This is a genomic window from Rhizobium sp. SRDI943, from assembly GCF_057653695.1.
In genome coordinates, this window is sequence record NZ_CM172787.1 from 1,888,252 (window position 1) to 1,904,295 (window position 16,044).

Below are 16,044 nucleotides of genomic sequence, written 5' to 3' on the forward strand. Positions count from 1 at the left end.
TACGTGTTGAAAACCGGGTCACTCGCTGTCGAGCACTTGCAGAAGTGCGGCGATATAGCCGTAGCAGAAGGCAAATGCTGTGGCGGTTGGATCCTTGCCGCTGACGGTCGGCACATGGTCGGGCATCAGCATGTATTTGAAGCCCACCTCCTTGTAGATCCTGGCCGAGCGGACCATGTCCATGTCGCCTTCTTCGGGGAAGGTCTCCATGAAGGATAGCTTGCCGCCGCGAATATTGCGGAAGTGAACATTGAAGATCTTGCCGCGCTGGCCGAACCAGCGAATGACATCGTCGATTTCCTTGCCGGGATTTTCCAGCATCTCGCCGATCGAACCCTGGCAGAAATTGAGGCCGTGATAGGGGTTTTCGCGCATCAGCACGAATTTCTTCAGGCCTTCCACCGTACCCAGCACCCGCGTGACGCCGCGATAGCCCGGCGGCGTATAGGGATCGTGCGGATGGCAGGCGAGCCGGACGCGGTTGCTTGCAGCGACAGGAACGACGCGTTCCAGGAAATAGTCGATCCGTTCCCAGTTCTCATCTTCGGAAAGCACACCGGCAAGGCCGGGCTCGGCCTGCTGATCCGTCTTGTCCCAGCGGAAGCTCGCATTCAGAGATCCGCCGCGTCCCGGCTCATCCGGCGTACGGGGAATGCCGATCAGGTTGAGATTGTACTTCACCGCAGGAATGCCGGCGGCGGCGGTATTCTCGATCAGCTTGCAGACGGCGTCGATCTGTCTGTCGCGATCGGGGCCGGCAAGCAGGATATCAGGATAGGAAGCCTTCTCGATCGGCTGCGAGGGCAGCGGCAACTGGATCATGTCGAGGATCAGGCCAAAGCTTTCGACCTTGTCGCGATGACGCTCGAGATCGGAGAGCGTCCAGCTGCTCGGCTTCCCCGGCGGGTCGGCATTGATATGCTTCACGCCCAGTTGCGCGAAGATACGATAATCGTCGTCGTCCCGCGCGGCGACCTGTGTTCCCAGATACATTTGAGTCTCTTTCCAAATTATCCAATGTCATATGACATAATATGAATTTCGAAGAGTGTCGAGCCCTATTGCTGCTCCGCGAGCATGCGATAACGGCGTTGGCTGGCCAGCATATGCGCCCGCATTGCCTGTCTCGCCCGCTCCGGATCCTGATCGGCGATCGCTGACAGGATCTCGACATGTTCGGCATAGACCTTCTGAAGATAGTCGCGGTCATTGGCTTCGGGAAGCGTCGGAAATTGGCCACGGGGAATGGCTTTTGGGCCGAATTGGCGCAAGACGGCAACATAGAATCGGTTGTTCGTGGCGGCGGCGATTGCCATGTGGAAGGCATAATCCGCCTCCACCGTCTGCTGTCCCGTCTCGATCAGGTTCGCCATCCTGCGGTTGGCTTCGCGGATCGCCGCTTCCTGCTCGGCGGTGCGGCGATAGGCGGCGATCGCCGCCGCTTCACCCTCGGCGGCCATGCGAAACTCCAGCAATTCCAGGGTTTCCGGAATGCTCTTGATTTCCACTGGTGTTAAGGAAAGCATCGAATGCGACTTCGGATCCGCGACGAAGACGCCTTTGCCCTGGATCGGCTTGACGAAGCCAGCCGACCTCAGATCGGCTATCGCCTCGCGCACCACGGTGCGGCTGACGCCGAATGACGCTTCAAGCTGCGGCTCGGTCGGCAGCTGGTCGCCGACGCGCAGCTTCCCCGTTTCGATTTGCGCCCGCAGCTGATCGATAACCTGTTGCGCCAGTCTTTGCCGGCCCCGGCTGAGTGTCGTCATTTCGGCTCCCCCAATCCCTTCGCATCAAGTCTCTGTCGCCCGGGACTTGTCAATCTTATCGGACTTCGTTAAATCATAATACGACATACGGACGACATAATATGTTTCCTATAGTAATCCAGGGAGGAGTGACAATGAAGCATTTTTCTAAGAGCTTGTTCGTCGGCGCTGTCATCGGCGCCCTGACGATATCGGCAGCACAGCTGCAGGCCGCCACGCCGCAGGACCAGCTGGTGATTGGCACTTCGCTGGCCCAGGTTTTGTCGCTCGATCCGCAGCAGGCGACCGAAGGCAAGGCGGTCGAGATCATGTCGAATCTGTACGATCGGCTGGTTGCCAGCACGGCGGATGGCAAGATCCTTCCGCAACTGGCGGAAAGCTGGAAGATCGACGACAAGGGCATCACCTTTACGCTTCGCAAGGCCAATTTCGCCTCCGGCAACCCGATCACCTCGAAGGATGTCGTCTATTCACTGGCGCGGCTCCTGAAGATGGACCAGGCCGCGGCCGCCAACCTCAAGCGCGTCGGCTACGACAAGGACAATGTCGAAAAGCTCGTCAAGGCGGTCGACGATCAGACGGTGCGCATCGATCTCTCCGACCAGGTGACGGCAGAGCTTCTGCTCTATCGGCTGACAACGACGACGACCAGCGTGGTCGACAGCGTCGAGGTCGAGAGCCACGCCGTCGATAACGACTACGGAAATGCGTGGATGCGAACGCATTCTGCCGGCTCAGGTCCGTTCACCCTCAATCGCTGGTCTCCGAACGAACTGGTGATCCTCGACGCCAACAAGGACTATATGGCCGGCACGCCGAAGATGCGTCGCGTCATCGTCCGGCATGTGCCTGAAAGCCAGGTGGAGCGGCTGATGCTCGAACGCGGCGATATCGATATTGCCAGCGCCTTGACCGCATCGGATCTCGCGACGTTCCAGACCAAGAAGGGCTTTGCCATCCAGCGTATTCCGACGGGCGGTTTCTACGTGCTGTCGATGAATGCCGGCAACAAATACCTCGCCAATCCGAAGGTTCGCGAAGCCATCGCCTACGGCATCGACTACAAGGGCATCGAAAAGACGATCATGGGCCCTTACGGCCGGGCGAGAAACGTCCCCGTTCCGGAGAATTTCGAATATGCCATCCCGAACCCCGATTGGCATCTCGACGTCGAAAAGTCGAAGCAGCTGCTGAGCGAGGCAGGCTTCAAGGACGGCTTTTCGCTGACGCTGAAGACCATCGCGCAAACGCCGCGCATCGATCTTGCCACCGCCATCCAGGCATCGCTTGCTCAAGTTGGCATCAAGATCGACATCCAGCAGGGCAACGGCTCGGAAATCATCGCCGCCCATCGCGCCAGGGATTTCGATCTGCTGATCCCGCAGACCAGCGCCTATATGCCGAACGTGCTCGGCTCGATGGAGCAGTTTTCCTCCAATCCCGACAATTCGAAGGAAGCCAACAATGCCGGCAATTTCGTCTGGCGCTCGGCCTGGGATATTCCGGAACTCACGGCGCTGACGGCGAAAGCATCGATGGAGCCGGACGCCAAGAAGCGTGGCGAACTCTATGTTCAGATGCAGAAGATGTTCGTCGAACAGAAGCCGGCGGTGCTTCCGCTCTTCGAGCGCTTTGAGCCGATCGTCCTCAATAGCAAGGTCGAGGGATATGTGGGGCATCCGTCTCAGCTGACGCGTCTCGAGAACGTCACCAAGGTCGAAACCCAGTAATACTCCCAGGACAGCCGATCATGAAGGAACTCTCCGTAGCCGAATTTGGCCGACGCCTGGCGCATTTGCTGGTCAGCCTGTTCATCCTCTTATGTGTGACCTTCGTGATCGGCCGTATCCTGCCCACCGATCCGGTCGGCGCGATTGTCGGCGAGCTCGCGGATCCCGCCGCCTATGCGGCGATGCGGGCGCGTCTCGGGCTCGATCTGCCGATCTACCAGCAGTTTTTCCTCTATCTGAACGGGCTGGCCCACGGTGATTTCGGCACCGCCGTCCTCACCGGCAATCCCGTCTCTTCGGATCTCGCTCAAGCCTTTCCTGCGACATTCGAACTGGCGACGCTGGCGGTGATCATTTCGACCTTCGTCGGTGTCCCGCTCGGGTTGGTCGCAGCACTGTTTCGAGATAGCTTCATCGACAAGACGGCCCGCGTGGTCGCGCTCGTCGGTCATTCGATCCCGGTTTTCTGGTTCGGCATCGTCGGGCTCGTCATCTTCTATGCCGGCCTCAACTGGGTCGGCGGGCCGGGCAGGATCGATGTGTTTTACGAGGGTCTCGTCACGCCGCGCACCGGGCTGTTGTTGATCGACAGCCTGCTGCAGGGCGAGACGGAAATCTTCTGGAATGCACTCGGCCATATCATTCTTCCGGCTGTCATTCTCGCCTACGCGGCGATGGCCTACATCACCCGCATGACACGCAGCTTCACCCTGGAGCAGTTGAGCCAGGATTATGTCATCGCGGCCCGAGCCAAGGGCGTGAGCCCGCTCGGCACGATCTGGCACCACGTCCTGCCGAACATTGCGGTGCAGCTGATCACCATCCTGGCCATTTCCTATGGCGGTCTGCTCGAAGGCGCTGTCGTGACCGAGATCGTTTTCTCCTGGCCGGGCATTGGCCAGTACATGACCAACGCGCTGATGATCGGCGACATGAACGCCATCGTCGCCGGCACCATCATTGTGGGATTCATTTTCATGTTGTTGAACTTCCTGGCCGACGTCGCTTACGCCGTCTTTGATCCGCGCATGCGGGAGGCGGCCCGATGAGCGATGTCATCCGCAGCGAAATAGAGATCCGCCCTCCAAGTGTGTCGACCCGTATCGCGGCGTCGTTTGCGCGCGCCGGCCGCAAATTGGCCCACGAGCCGCTTGGTCTTGCCGGTTTCGTCATCCTTGGTCTGCTTTGTTTGATCGCGATCTTCGCGCCGCTCCTGGCGCCCTACGATCCGGTCATACAGTCGCTTGGCGATGCCTTGCAGCCGCCGAGCCTCGCGCACCTGGCAGGCACGGACGAATTCGGCCGGGACATCTTGAGCCGCCTCATCTTCGGCACGCGCATCACCATCCAGACCGTGCTGTCGATCTCCTTGATCGTCGGCCCGATTGGCCTGTTGATCGGCGTCGTCGCCGGTTTCTTCGGAGGGCGCACCGATGCGCTGCTGATGCGCGCCACCGATATCGTTCTGTCTTTCCCGTCGCTGATCCTGGCTTTGGCTTTTGCTGCGGCACTCGGCGCCGGCTTGACCACGGCAATCATCGCGATCTCGTTGACCGCATGGCCGCCGATTACGAGACTCGCGCGCGCCGAGGCCCTTGTCGTCAGAAACGCCGACTATGTGGTCGCCGCCCGCCTTTATGGCGCCTCGCCGATGCGCATTCTTCTTCTCTATATCGCGCCGATGTGCGTTCCCTCCGTCATCGTTCGGCTGACGCTCAACATGGCGGGCATCATTCTGACGGCAGCTTCGCTTGGCTTCCTCGGGCTTGGCGCCCAGCCGCCGGCGCCGGAATGGGGCGCGATGATCTCCAGCGGCCGCAAGTTCATGCTCGATTATTGGTGGGTCGCCGTGATGCCGGGTATCGCCATCCTCCTCACCAGCCTTGCCTTCAACATCGCCGGAGATGCTCTGCGCGACCTTTTGGATCCCCGCCATGCAAGATCGTGATCTGCAGCCCGTTCTTTCCGTCGAAGGATTGACCGTCCGTTTCGGCCGAGGCGCCGTACCCGCCGTCTCCAATGTCAGTTTCGACGTCGGGCGCGAACGCGTCGGGATTGTCGGCGAATCCGGTTCCGGCAAATCGACGACAGGTCGCGCGATCATGCGCCTTTTGCCGCCGGCCGCGGTGGTCTCGGCCGAACGCATGGATCTTAGCGGCGATCCGTTGCTTTCAAAGAGTGAGCGTCAGATGGGCGCGCTGCGCGGCAAGGACATCGCGCTGATCATGCAGGATCCGCGCTATTCGCTGAATCCGGTGCTTTCGATCGGTAAGCAGATCGCCGAAGCCGCCCGCCTTCACCTCGGTCTTCATAAGAAACAGGCGCATGAGGCTGCCCGCGCCATGCTGGAGCGCGTGCGCATCAGCGATCCGGAGCGGGTCATGGCGCTTTATCCGCACCAGATATCGGGCGGCATGGGCCAGCGCGTGATGATCGCCATGATGCTGCTGGCGCGGCCGAAGCTTGTCATCGCCGACGAGCCGACCTCGGCGCTTGATGTCAGCGTCCGAAAGGACGTGCTGCTGCTGCTCGATGAGTTGGTGCGCGAGAATAATTCCGGCCTGCTGTTGATCAGCCATGACATTCGCATGGTGGCAGCCTTTTGCGAGCGCATCATCGTCATGTATGCCGGCCGGATCGTGGAAACGCTGACCAGTCTCGAGGAGGCGCGCCATCCCTATACCCGCGGGCTGATCGCTGCGCTGCCCGACCCGAGGAATCCGGTTCGCCGGCTTGCAGTCCTCGACAGGACGAAACTCGATCTGGAGACGGCGCAATGATCAATGTGCGTGACCTCGATGTCTTCTTTGCCTCTGGCAAGACTAGCAACCATGTCGTCAGGGGCATCAGTTTTCAGGTCAACCAGGGGGAGACCCTTGGCATTGTCGGTGAATCCGGATGCGGCAAATCGACGGTGCTGCGTTGCCTCGCCGGCATGGAGGCCGGTTGGACCGGTCACATCGAGCTTGGCGGCAAACCGATCGGTAAGAAGCGCTCCCGCGAGGAGCTGAAATTTGCCCAGATGGTGTTTCAGGACCCTTACGGATCCCTGCATCCGCGCCATCGTATCGGCACTGCCCTGGCGGAACCGCTGCGCGCGATGGGCCATTCCGATATCTGGTCGAAGGTCGAAAGGGCTTTGATCCAGGTCGGTTTGCCGGCGAGCTTCGCAAACCGTTTTCCGCACGAACTTTCCGGCGGCCAGAGGCAGAGGGTTGCAATCGCCCGGGCCCTGATCCTGTCGCCGCCCATCCTGTTGCTCGACGAGCCGACATCGGCGCTCGACGTCTCGGTCCAGGCCGAAATCCTCAACCTGCTGGCCGATCAGCGCGAGGAAAAGGGCCTGACCTATCTGCTTGTCAGCCACGACCTCGCGGTCATCGCACATATGTGCGACCGGGTGCTGATCATGAAGAATGGTTGCTTCGTCGACGAGCTCACAAAAGCGGATCTGCAAGCCGGCACCACGCATGATGCCTATGCGCGTGAACTGTTTGAGGCGAGTTTTATCGAGGCTTGATATCCTCGATCGCGGTGTGGATTCAGCGGCCCGCCGATGCGGCAGGGATGCGGACAGCCGCAACGCTGCCCCTTTCGACAAGATGGCAGGCAAGCTCGACCCGCCGCCGTGGGGCAGCAAGGCCGAGCATCATGTCGCGCAAAAGATCGAGCGCGGTGGCGCCGAGTTCGCGCATCGGAATATGCACCGTCGAGAGCGGTGGGTTGAGAAAGGCCGACTGCGGCAGGTCGTCTATGCCCATCACCGAGATGTCCTGCGGCACGGCATAACCCATCGCCTGCAATCCGCGCACCGCGCCATTGGCAAGACTGTCGCCCGCCGTCAGGATGGCGGTGAAGGTGAGGCCTTTCTCGCGGACAAGACGGGTGACGGCCTCGGCGCCGAGTTCCGGCAGCCAGTCATCGACTTCGAGCACCAGATCGGCATCGGCCGTCAGCCCATGATGCTGCAGGGCATCGCGCCAGCCCTCAAGGCGCCGCTCGATGGTCCGCCGCCCCGGCCTCAGCATGAACAGGATGCGTTCATGCCCGGCCTTGATCAGCCGCTCGGCAGCGATGAAGGCGGCTGAACGGTTGCAGGGCGTAACACTCGAAAGCCGCATATAGGGATCGTCGCTGTTGACCAGCACGACGGGCTTTCCGAGATCAGCGGCCGCTGCCAGCATCTCCTCTTCGTCGACGGTCAGGATCAGCATGCCGCCAAAGCTCGGATCGTCACGCATCTCGGCGACGACGCGGGCTTCATCCCCCTTGCCGGCAATGGGGCGCATCGCCAGTTCGATGCCGAGGGCGGCGGCACGCGCGTTCAATCCTTCGAGCACATAGAGCGTGAACTGGTTGCGGACATAGTCGATCATCGCCGCGCCGGAGGCGACGAGCATGACCTTCTTGCCGGCAACGCTGGCCGGCAGCGCGTAGCTGACCGCACTTGCCGTTTCCAGCACCAGCTTGCGGATCTCCGGCCTGACGCCCTTTTCGCCGGCCAGCGCACGCGACACCGTGCTGATCGAGACGCCGCATCGGGCGGCAATGTCGTCGAGGCGCGTGCGCCTGCCTTTTTTCTCTTCCGCCGCCATGTCGTCTCCTCGCTGTCTGTACTATGCAAAAATCTTTCAGATTGCGCAAATGGAATGCCTATGCACAATTGTTGCTGAGGAGTCCGCGGCAAGCGGCAGAGCAGGGAGGCTTTGAAATGTGGCTAGACAGCCAGTCCATGCGTCGGCGTTTTACCCGGCGTCCCAAGGATCGAGCATGATGCCGAAAAGTGTGAGCGGTTTTCGGACGACCTCATGCTCTAGCTGTTCTCGGGCGGGCTGAAGCATGACCGCCGAGCAGCAATCTCATCTCCGCCGTGCAACGGTGAAGGAAAGCCCGATCGTCTACTGGCAGCTCGCTGACCTGTGGCAGGAGCGCTATGACGTCGCCGACCGTCCGATGGACGGCAGCATGGATCCCTTCTTCTTCGTCACCAAGACGAAGAACTTCATTCCGCATGAATATCCCTGCCGCACCGAATTCAAAAAGTCCTTCTCCGGCCGGCGGCCGCAACCGGCTGCCGAATTCGAAGCTGTCCGCTGGTGGCTTCCCTTTGCTTCCCCGCGTGTCGATCTCTCCGGCTTCTGGTTCCGCCCGACACGCATCGGCTGCTGGGCGCGCACCTTCCTCGATGTCCAGTCTGCTGGGGCCGCGACGCTCCGTCTGTCGACCTGCGGTGGCGCGATCCTCTTCGTCAATGGCCGCGAGCAGGGCTTCATGGCGCCTTATGAGCGCAATCTCGAAGCCGAGCAGCTGTTCGAGGTCGAGCTGGCCGCCGGCCTTAACGAGATCCGCGTCTATTTCGACGATCTCGCCGAGCGCGACGCCCGCTTCTATTTCCAGCTGGATTACGTCGAAGGGCCGGAAGTTGAAACTACTCTGCCTGTTCCCATCGCCGCCGGTGATGCGGATGCGCTGGAGGTCATCCTCGAGGGCATGCACTTCGACCGCACCGCCTATCTCGGCGAAGACGTGACGATCCTCTTCCCCGCGCCGCTGCCGGTGGCGCTGAGCTGCCATGTCGAGATCGAAGGCGACTTCATGTCGATCGAGCGCTTCGACTATGATTTCGAGCTGGAAACGGGAGCAACCAAGCTTGAGCTCGGCACGTCGGCGGATATGCCCGCCGATTTCCGCCATTTCCGCATCACCTTCAAAACAGGAGAGCTTTCGCTCGGTCGCACGCTCGGCGTCGAGATCTGTCATCCCCAACGCCAGGGGGAAGCACCCGCCGCACTGGATGACCGCGTCGCCGAGGCGCTGGCCGAGGTCGCCGCCTATTCCGAACCCGACACGGTCTGTGCTTTCGCGCGTCTCGCGCTGGGGCAGGGCGGCGAGGAAACCGAGGCGATGATTTCGGCCATGCTGCCTGTTATCGAGGATTGCCACGACTGCGCCGATTTCGTGCTGGTGCCGCTGCTCTTTGCCTATACGCGCTGGAGCGATCTGCTGTCACCTGCGCTGCGCGACAGGATCGAGCACGCCGTCCTCAACTACCGCTACTGGATGGATGAGCCCGGCAACGACGTTCAGTGGTATTTCTCGGAAAACCACGCGCTTCTCTTCCATACCGCCGCCTATCTCGGCGGCAGGCTGTTCCCCGATGCCGTCTTCGTCCGTTCCGGCCGCACCGGCGCCGAGCAAATGCAGGTCGGCGAAGAGCGTGTCCGCGCCTGGCTCGATCATTTCGAGCGCTGGGAAATGGCCGAGTGGAATTCCGTTCCCTATTTCCCGATCGATCTCAAGGGGCTGACGGCGCTGGCCGCCTGCGCGCCGGATGAGACGATCCGCAACCGGGCAGGCGCCTGCATCGTCCGCCTGATGGAGATCGTCGCTCGCTCCGCCCATCACGGCATGCTGACCGGCAGCCAGGGCCGCTCCTACGAACATACGCTGCGCCCCGGCCGCTCGGTCGAACTGTCAGCTATCGCCCGGCTGCTCTGGGGCCGCGGCTGGTACGGCCGGCGTGTCCACGCTTTGCCGCAGCTTGCCGTCTGCATTCGCGATCATGGCCTGCGTTTTCCAGAAGCGCTTGCGGCGATTGCGGCGCACCAGTCCGACGACGCGCAGGAATGGACCTTTTCCCAGGGCGAGAACCGTTTCGCCGCCCTCTATCACTATAAGACCCGCGACACCGCTCTCGGCACCATCGCCCATTATCGCCCCGGCGCCTGGGGCTATCAGGAGACGGTGCTGCATCTGCGCTTGGGTGACCGGCCGGAAGCGCAGATCTGGATCAACCATCCCGGCGAAACCATCCAATTCGGTTATGGCCGGCCGAGCTTCTGGGGCGGCTGCGGAACGCTGCCGCGCGTGCATCAGTATCGCGATCTGGCGATCCTCGATTTCGAGATCCATGAGGGCCAGCCGGATTTCACCCATGCCTGGTTCCCGCTCGAGGCCTTCGACGACACGGTGGTCGACGGCAATCTGGCGCTCGCCCGCTCCGGCAACGGGATTGCGATGCTGATCGGCAACGGCGCGCTGGAGCCGGTGAAGCAAGGGCCGACAACGGATATCGAGCTGCGGCTGGCCGGCCGCAAGGGCCGCTGGATCGTCCGTCTCTCCGATGTCGGGCGCGAGGGTAGCCTTGACGGCATGCAGGCGCGTTTCGCCACGCTTTCGGCCCGCCGCGACGAAGAGGGCGCATTGATCGTTATCGATCCGGATTATGGCCGGGTCGTCTTCGAAGAAGACGGCACCGTGCGCGCCGAAGGCCGTATTCTTCGCCCGACGGACTGGTCGGTGCGGGGAGACGCGGTACATCTGAAGATACCGGGCAGGCAGCCTCGGCGCGCGGCCTCGTAGACGACGTGTCTGGCAGGTGGAGGACCGGCCGGACGCAGGAATTGATCGATCAGAGGAGGAAAAAATGACCAGAATGAAATCGATCGGCGCGGCTTTTGCTGCAATTCTCTTGAGTTCCGTTGCCGCCCATGCCGGCGACGTGCGCATCATGTGGTATTCCGACGGCGGCGAAGGCGAGGTGATCAAGGACCTGCTCTCGCGCTTCTCCAAGGCCAATCCTGACGTCAACGTCATCCTCGACGAAGTCTCCTACGACGTCGTCAAGGAACAGCTGCCGGTGCAGCTCGAAGCCGGGCAGGGGCCGGATATCGCCCGCGTCACCAATCTGAAGGCGCCGGCGCAACACTGGCTCGATCTTCGGCCCTATCTCACCGACGCGAAATACTGGGAGGACAATTTCGGCGCCCAGGCCGACTGGATGCGTCCGGACGGCTCGAACGCCATCACCGGCTTCATGACGCAGCTGACCTTGACCGGCGGCTTCGTCAACAAGACGCTGTTCGAGCAGGCCGGGGTCGAAATTCCCGGCCCGAAAGCCACCTGGGACGATTGGGCGGCGGCGGCCAAGAAGGTTGCCGACAGCCAGAAGGTCTTCGCCATGGCGATCGACCGCTCCGGCCACCGCGTCTCCGGCCCGAACATCTCTTACGGCGCCAACTACATCGCCGCCGACGGCAAGCCGGCGCCGATCGATCAGGGCGCCAAGGACTTCCTCAGCCGCTTCGTCAAGTGGAACGAGGACGGCACCATCAACAAGGATGTCTGGGTGAGTGCTGCCGGCACCACTTACCGCTCCGCCGCCGAGGACTTCATCAATGGCGGCCTTGCCTATCTTTATTCGGGCAGCTGGCAGGTTTCGGGCTTCGCCCAGAAGATCGGCGACAATTTCGACTGGGTGATGGCGGGCAGCCCCTGCGGTTCGGCCGCATGCTCCGGCATGCAGGGCGGCGCCGGTCTGGTCGCCGTCAAATACACCAAGAACCCGAAGGACGTCGCCAAGGTGATGGATTACCTGGCAGGTGCCGACGTGCAGAAGGAATTTGCCGAACGCAGCCTGTTCATTCCGGCGCATAAGGGTGTTGCCGCCGGCCAGATGGACTTCAAGACCGACAATCCACATGTACAGGCGGCGCTGAAGGCCTTCGTCGAAGCGGCCGGCCAGACGGCGGCACCCGCCATGAAGCTGCCAGGCTGGAAGTGGTCGGACGCCTATTACAGCGCCATCGTCGCCCGCATCAGCCAGGTGATCGCCGGCGAAATGAAGCTCGACGACGCCTATGCCCGCATCGACGAGGACATCAAGGCCAAGGTCGCCGGCAACTGACGGAAGAACAGATGACGGCGAAGACGGCTTCTTCTGAACCACTTGTCAAAACCGGTCTGCGGCAGGCGCTCTTGGCGCCTGTCCGGCTTGTCATGGGGCTCGTCGACATTCCCATGCGGGCCTGGCAGAAAATGACCGGGCTGAACGGCATGGCGGGCGTCTTCCTGGCGCCCAACATGCTGATCTTCACCGTCTTCGTGCTGCTGCCGCTGGTCATCAACTTCATCTATTCGACGACAAGCGGCAGCGCCATCTTCCTGCAGAACCGAACCTATGTCGGCGCCGATCAGTACCGCATCCTCTTCGATTGCGGCAGCTATCTCGACCCTTCGACCTGCGCGGCCGACACCTTCTGGGCGGCCGTGCGCAACACCGCCGTCTTCGTCGTCTTCCAGGTGACCGTAATGCTGATCGCGGCGCTCGCAACGGCGCTAATCCTCAACCGCGAGCTTTCCAATCGCGGCTTCTGGCGCGCCGTCTTCTTCTTTCCGGTGCTGCTGTCGCCCGTCGTCGTCGGCCTGATCTGGAAATGGATCCTGCAGCGCGAGGGCCTGTTGAACTATGCGCTGAGCCCCTTCGGCTTCGAACCGTTTTCCTGGCTCAGCGATCGTTTCTGGGCCTTTTTCTTCGCCGTCTTTGTCTCGGTCTGGGCGCATATGGGCTTTTATGCGCTGATCCTGCTCGCCGGCCTGCAGGCGATCCCGCGGGATCTCTACGAGGCGGCGGCAATGGACAGCGCCCGTCCGATCCGCATCTTCCGGCGCATCACCCTGCCGCTTCTGATGCCGAACCTCATCGTCGTTCTGGTCTTGGCGCTGATCCGCGCCGTGCAGATCTTCGACGAGGTCTTCGTGCTGACCGGCGGCGGCCCGGGCACCAGCACCATGTACATCACCCAGTATATCTATGAGACCGGTTTTGCGAGTTCGCTGCGCAATCCAGGGCTGGCGTCGGCTGCCTCGATCCTGATGGGCATCGTGCTCGTCATCCTGACCCTGGTCCAGCTCGGCGTCAGTAACCGCAACGAGAAGAAGGGAGCACGCCATTGAGCGCTGTCTCTGCCTTTCTGCTGCGCCGGCGCGGCCGCGGCTGGCACTGGACGGATGTCGTCACCTGGATCTGGCTGATTTCAGGCGTCTTCCTGATGTTCGGCCCGGCCGTCTGGCTTGTCTTTTCCTCCTTCAAGACGCCGGCGGCCCTTGCCGAGTTCCCACCGTCCTTCCTGCCCTATGTCACCGAACAGGCCGTGGTGCCGGGCTACGACAAGCCGTTGCCGCTCTATAATGTCGCAATGCCGGATGGCAGCACGCGTGTGCTCGCCGAAGTCCGCCGCATCGGCGTCATCGGCCAGATGGTCGATCCGAAACAGCCGGGCGAAATCGTCAAGGCGAATATCAAGGACCGCACACCGGTGCGTCAGGTCGAATTCGCCCGCGGCAACTACACCGAACCGTTCCAGCGCTTCGATTTCTTCCTCTTCCTGCGCAACTCCGTCTTCGTCACCGTCGTCGCGACGGCGATTACGCTGCTCGTCAATTCCATGGCCGCCTTCGCGCTGTCGAAATACCAATTCCCCGGCCGCACCGCCGTCATGCTGATGATCCTGGCGACGCTGATGGTGCCGCTTTCGGTCATCGTCGTGCCGCTCTATTCCGTCATCGGCACGCTGAACCTCTTCGACAGCCTCTGGGGCGTCATCCTGCCGACGGTCGCCACCCCGACGGGCGTCTTCCTGCTCAGGCAATACATGCTGACGATCCCTGACGAATTGCTCGACGCCGCCCGCATGGACAAGGCCAGCGAATGGCAGATCTACTGGCGCATCATCCTGCCGCTGTCGGCGCCGGCTCTCGCCGTGCTGGCGATCTTCTCCGTCGTCTGGCGTTGGAACGACTTCCTCTGGCCGCTGATCGTGCTGTCGCGCAAGGAACTCTATACGCTGCAGGTCGGCCTCAACGTCTATGCCGGCGAGCTCAATGTGCAATGGCACTACATCCTCGCCATGACCGTCGTCTCGATGATCCCGGTCGTGCTGATCTTCGTCTTCCTGCAGCGCTTCATCACCACGGGCATTGCCGGCGCGGGGCTCAAATAGGCCACCTTAAAAGAAGAAAACAGGAGAGTGCATGAGCGGGCTCGAGCTCAGGAACATCGTCAAGAATTTCGGTGCCGTCGAGGTCATTCGCGATGTCTCGCTTCATGTCAATGACGGCGAGTTCGTCGCTTTCGTCGGCCCTTCCGGTTGCGGGAAATCGACGCTGCTGCGCCTGATTGCCGGCCTCGATAAGCCGACAGACGGCAGCATCGCCATCGACGGCAAGGATGTTACCGCTATCAGCGCTGCCGATCGGGGCCTGGCCATGGTCTTCCAATCCTATGCGCTCTATCCGCATATGAGTGTCAGGGAGAACCTCGCCTTTGGTCTCGAGAATACCAAGGTGGCGAAAGCCGAGATCGAAGCGCGCATTACCGACGCCGCGCGCATGCTGGAGATCGAGCCTTTCCTGCAGCGCCGTCCGGGCCAGCTCTCCGGCGGCCAGCGCCAGCGAGTCGCCATCGGCCGCGCCATCGTGCGGCGGCCGGATGCCTTCCTGCTCGACGAGCCGCTGTCCAATCTCGACGCCGAACTCAGGGTCAGCATGCGCGCCGAATTGGCGGCCCTTCATGCCCGCCTGAAGGCGACGATGATCTACGTCACGCACGATCAGGTCGAGGCAATGACACTGGCCGACCGTATCGTCGTGTTGAGAGGCGGCAGGGTCGAGCAGGTGGGAACACCGCTGGAACTCTACAACAAGCCGGCCAACCGCTTTGTCGCCGGCTTCATCGGCGCGCCGCACATGAATTTTCTCGAAGGTGCGATTGTCGGTCACGAGGGCGGTTTCGCTGAGGTCGAAACCGTCGGCGGCCATCGTCTCTCGGTGATTGCCAAGGAGGCACGCCCGGCGGGCGAAAGGGTCAGCATCGGCATTCGGCCGCAGCATATCACCCTCGCCGAAGCGGGCTCAGCGGGCAGACTGGATACAAGCGTTACCCTTGTCGAGGAATTGGGCTCGGAGACTGTCGTCCACGCCGACGCAGGCGGGAAGAAGCTGATTGCGGTTTTTGCCGGCCAGCAGCGGATGAAATCGGGTGACAGCCTGCCGCTGCATCTCGACCCCGATGTGCTGCACCTCTTCGGCGAGGACGGCAGGCGCTTGTCCTAAGCATGACGCGCAAAAGTGTGCAGCGATTTTGCAATAAAGACATGCGTGGAACAATGCGTCCAAAAGAAAAGCCCGCGCCGAAGCGCGAGCCTAATTGCATATCATAACAGAGCTTTAGTGGCTGTTCTTGTGGCTTTGTTGATCAGCCTTTACATGCTGTTCATGGCTGCCGCCGCGGGTTCCGCTGGACTGCGCGTCGCGGCCAACTGAGGCGTTGCGGGCATTGGAGTCATTCTTGGGACTCTGCTGCCCAGCCTTGACGTGCTGTTCATTGGATCCACCTTGGTTTGCCATTCGGTTCTCCTTGGTTTGAACGAGGCCACGTCGACCTCGAGAGGAGAACCGCGCTCCCGCGCAAGCGTTCCGCATTTTAATATTTCGTGATCTTCGCTCGGAAAAAGCGCTACGAGGACGTGGACCGGGCGGATAGGGAGCTCGACTGCCATTTCGTTGGCCAGAGTGAGAAAGCGGAAAAATCCCGATGTTCTCCAGCACCGCCGCGTCCGCTTGGCGCGGCCCGCAACATCGATCAAAAAGTGCGCATGTTGGCGAAAAGGTTCCAGAAAAACAATTGCATCCACCCGTGCCGGAAGCCTCGATGCGGCTCGCCGGCTCTTTCCAAATCGACGGGTCGCTCTAACTTAGAGAGTATC

At 61.5% G+C, this 16,044-nt stretch carries 15 protein-coding genes; 11 read left to right on the forward strand and 4 right to left on the reverse strand.

Annotated elements, in window-relative coordinates:
* Positions 1 to 18: 18 nt before the first annotated feature.
* Both AC245Y_RS09960 and AC245Y_RS09965 read right to left on the reverse strand, forming a co-directional pair.
* Positions 19 to 993: a mannonate dehydratase gene (locus AC245Y_RS09960; RefSeq protein WP_012757396.1), complete on the reverse strand. Its 975-nt coding sequence runs from the start codon at positions 991 to 993 to the stop codon at positions 19 to 21.
* 65 nt (positions 994 to 1,058) lie between these two features.
* Entirely contained in the window at positions 1,059 to 1,769 is a 711-nt protein-coding gene (locus AC245Y_RS09965; protein ID WP_017994032.1) for a FadR/GntR family transcriptional regulator, read from the reverse strand.
* Positions 1,770 to 1,903: 134 nt separating this feature from the next.
* On the opposite strand from AC245Y_RS09965, the gene AC245Y_RS09970 reads away from it, so the two are divergent.
* Genes AC245Y_RS09970 through AC245Y_RS09990 form a run of 5 tightly spaced genes read left to right on the forward strand, consistent with a single transcriptional unit; the run spans position 1,904 to position 7,019 of the window.
* The gene (locus tag AC245Y_RS09970) at positions 1,904 to 3,499 is read left to right on the forward strand and encodes an ABC transporter substrate-binding protein (protein ID WP_017994033.1); all 1,596 of its coding nucleotides are present in this window, start codon (positions 1,904 to 1,906) and stop codon (positions 3,497 to 3,499) included.
* 20 nt (positions 3,500 to 3,519) lie between these two features.
* Positions 3,520 to 4,548, forward strand: a complete 1,029-nt coding sequence (locus AC245Y_RS09975; protein ID WP_003559265.1) for an ABC transporter permease — start codon at positions 3,520 to 3,522, stop codon at positions 4,546 to 4,548.
* Positions 4,545 to 5,447 carry an ABC transporter permease gene (locus AC245Y_RS09980; protein ID WP_017994034.1) on the forward strand — a complete coding sequence of 301 codons (903 nt, stop codon included), beginning with the start codon at positions 4,545 to 4,547 and terminating at the stop codon, positions 5,445 to 5,447. Before AC245Y_RS09975 ends, AC245Y_RS09980 begins: the two co-directional genes overlap by 4 nt.
* Positions 5,434 to 6,279 carry an ABC transporter ATP-binding protein gene (locus tag AC245Y_RS09985; RefSeq protein WP_017994035.1) on the forward strand — a complete coding sequence of 282 codons (846 nt, stop codon included), beginning with the start codon at positions 5,434 to 5,436 and terminating at the stop codon, positions 6,277 to 6,279. The genes AC245Y_RS09980 and AC245Y_RS09985 overlap by 14 nt, the downstream gene beginning before the upstream one ends.
* Positions 6,276 to 7,019, forward strand: a complete 744-nt coding sequence (locus tag AC245Y_RS09990; RefSeq protein ID WP_017994036.1) for an ABC transporter ATP-binding protein — start codon at positions 6,276 to 6,278, stop codon at positions 7,017 to 7,019. Before AC245Y_RS09985 ends, AC245Y_RS09990 begins: the two co-directional genes overlap by 4 nt.
* A 22-nt stretch (positions 7,020 to 7,041) precedes the next feature.
* On the opposite strand, the gene AC245Y_RS09995 is transcribed toward AC245Y_RS09990, so the two are convergent.
* A complete protein-coding gene (locus tag AC245Y_RS09995) occupies positions 7,042 to 8,094 on the reverse strand; it encodes a LacI family DNA-binding transcriptional regulator (protein ID WP_017994037.1) in 1,053 nt (350 codons plus the stop codon).
* A gap of 244 nt (positions 8,095 to 8,338) precedes the next feature.
* On the opposite strand from AC245Y_RS09995, the gene AC245Y_RS10000 reads away from it, so the two are divergent.
* The 5 genes from AC245Y_RS10000 (at position 8,339) to AC245Y_RS10020 (ending at position 15,391) form a co-directional block, all read left to right on the forward strand.
* Positions 8,339 to 10,861 (forward strand): hypothetical protein, encoded by a 2,523-nt coding sequence (locus AC245Y_RS10000; protein ID WP_017994039.1) that lies wholly within the window; start codon positions 8,339 to 8,341, stop codon positions 10,859 to 10,861.
* Positions 10,862 to 10,925: 64 nt separating this feature from the next.
* Positions 10,926 to 12,185: an ABC transporter substrate-binding protein gene (locus AC245Y_RS10005; RefSeq protein WP_017994040.1), complete on the forward strand. Its 1,260-nt coding sequence runs from the start codon at positions 10,926 to 10,928 to the stop codon at positions 12,183 to 12,185.
* An 11-nt stretch (positions 12,186 to 12,196) separates the two neighbouring features.
* Positions 12,197 to 13,234 carry a carbohydrate ABC transporter permease gene (locus tag AC245Y_RS10010; protein ID WP_017994041.1) on the forward strand — a complete coding sequence of 346 codons (1,038 nt, stop codon included), beginning with the start codon at positions 12,197 to 12,199 and terminating at the stop codon, positions 13,232 to 13,234.
* Entirely contained in the window at positions 13,231 to 14,280 is a 1,050-nt protein-coding gene (locus tag AC245Y_RS10015) for a carbohydrate ABC transporter permease (RefSeq protein WP_017994042.1), read from the forward strand. Before AC245Y_RS10010 ends, AC245Y_RS10015 begins: the two co-directional genes overlap by 4 nt.
* Positions 14,281 to 14,311: 31 nt before the next feature.
* Entirely contained in the window at positions 14,312 to 15,391 is a 1,080-nt protein-coding gene (locus AC245Y_RS10020) for an ABC transporter ATP-binding protein (RefSeq protein WP_017994043.1), read from the forward strand.
* Between the two features lie 114 nt (positions 15,392 to 15,505).
* Here AC245Y_RS10020 and AC245Y_RS10025 read toward each other — a convergent pair whose 3' ends face one another.
* Positions 15,506 to 15,685, reverse strand: a complete 180-nt coding sequence (locus AC245Y_RS10025) for a hypothetical protein (protein ID WP_012757406.1) — start codon at positions 15,683 to 15,685, stop codon at positions 15,506 to 15,508.
* Between the two features lie 187 nt (positions 15,686 to 15,872).
* On the opposite strand from AC245Y_RS10025, the gene AC245Y_RS10030 reads away from it, so the two are divergent.
* Positions 15,873 to 16,031, forward strand: a complete 159-nt coding sequence (locus AC245Y_RS10030; protein WP_017994044.1) for a hypothetical protein — start codon at positions 15,873 to 15,875, stop codon at positions 16,029 to 16,031.
* Positions 16,032 to 16,044: the final 13 nt, after the last annotated feature.

Bases quoted from the DNA above. Each gene is read 5' to 3' on its own strand.
- AC245Y_RS09980 (WP_017994034.1), top strand. From the start codon at position 4,545: ATGAGCGATGTCATCCGCAGCGAAATAGAGATCCGCCCTCCAAGTGTG.
- AC245Y_RS10005 (WP_017994040.1), top strand. From the start codon at position 10,926: ATGACCAGAATGAAATCGATCGGCGCGGCTTTTGCTGCAATTCTCTTG.
- AC245Y_RS10025 (WP_012757406.1), bottom strand. From the start codon at position 15,685: ATGGCAAACCAAGGTGGATCCAATGAACAGCACGTCAAGGCTGGGCAG.
- AC245Y_RS09960 (WP_012757396.1), bottom strand. From the start codon at position 993: ATGTATCTGGGAACACAGGTCGCCGCGCGGGACGACGACGATTATCGT.
- AC245Y_RS09985 (WP_017994035.1), top strand. From the start codon at position 5,434: ATGCAAGATCGTGATCTGCAGCCCGTTCTTTCCGTCGAAGGATTGACC.
- AC245Y_RS09970 (WP_017994033.1), top strand. From the start codon at position 1,904: ATGAAGCATTTTTCTAAGAGCTTGTTCGTCGGCGCTGTCATCGGCGCC.
- AC245Y_RS10010 (WP_017994041.1), top strand. From the start codon at position 12,197: ATGACGGCGAAGACGGCTTCTTCTGAACCACTTGTCAAAACCGGTCTG.
- AC245Y_RS10020 (WP_017994043.1), top strand. From the start codon at position 14,312: ATGAGCGGGCTCGAGCTCAGGAACATCGTCAAGAATTTCGGTGCCGTC.
- AC245Y_RS09975 (WP_003559265.1), top strand. From the start codon at position 3,520: ATGAAGGAACTCTCCGTAGCCGAATTTGGCCGACGCCTGGCGCATTTG.
- AC245Y_RS10030 (WP_017994044.1), top strand. From the start codon at position 15,873: ATGTTCTCCAGCACCGCCGCGTCCGCTTGGCGCGGCCCGCAACATCGA.
- AC245Y_RS09965 (WP_017994032.1), bottom strand. From the start codon at position 1,769: ATGACGACACTCAGCCGGGGCCGGCAAAGACTGGCGCAACAGGTTATC.
- AC245Y_RS09995 (WP_017994037.1), bottom strand. From the start codon at position 8,094: ATGGCGGCGGAAGAGAAAAAAGGCAGGCGCACGCGCCTCGACGACATT.
- AC245Y_RS09990 (WP_017994036.1), top strand. From the start codon at position 6,276: ATGATCAATGTGCGTGACCTCGATGTCTTCTTTGCCTCTGGCAAGACT.
- AC245Y_RS10000 (WP_017994039.1), top strand. From the start codon at position 8,339: ATGACCGCCGAGCAGCAATCTCATCTCCGCCGTGCAACGGTGAAGGAA.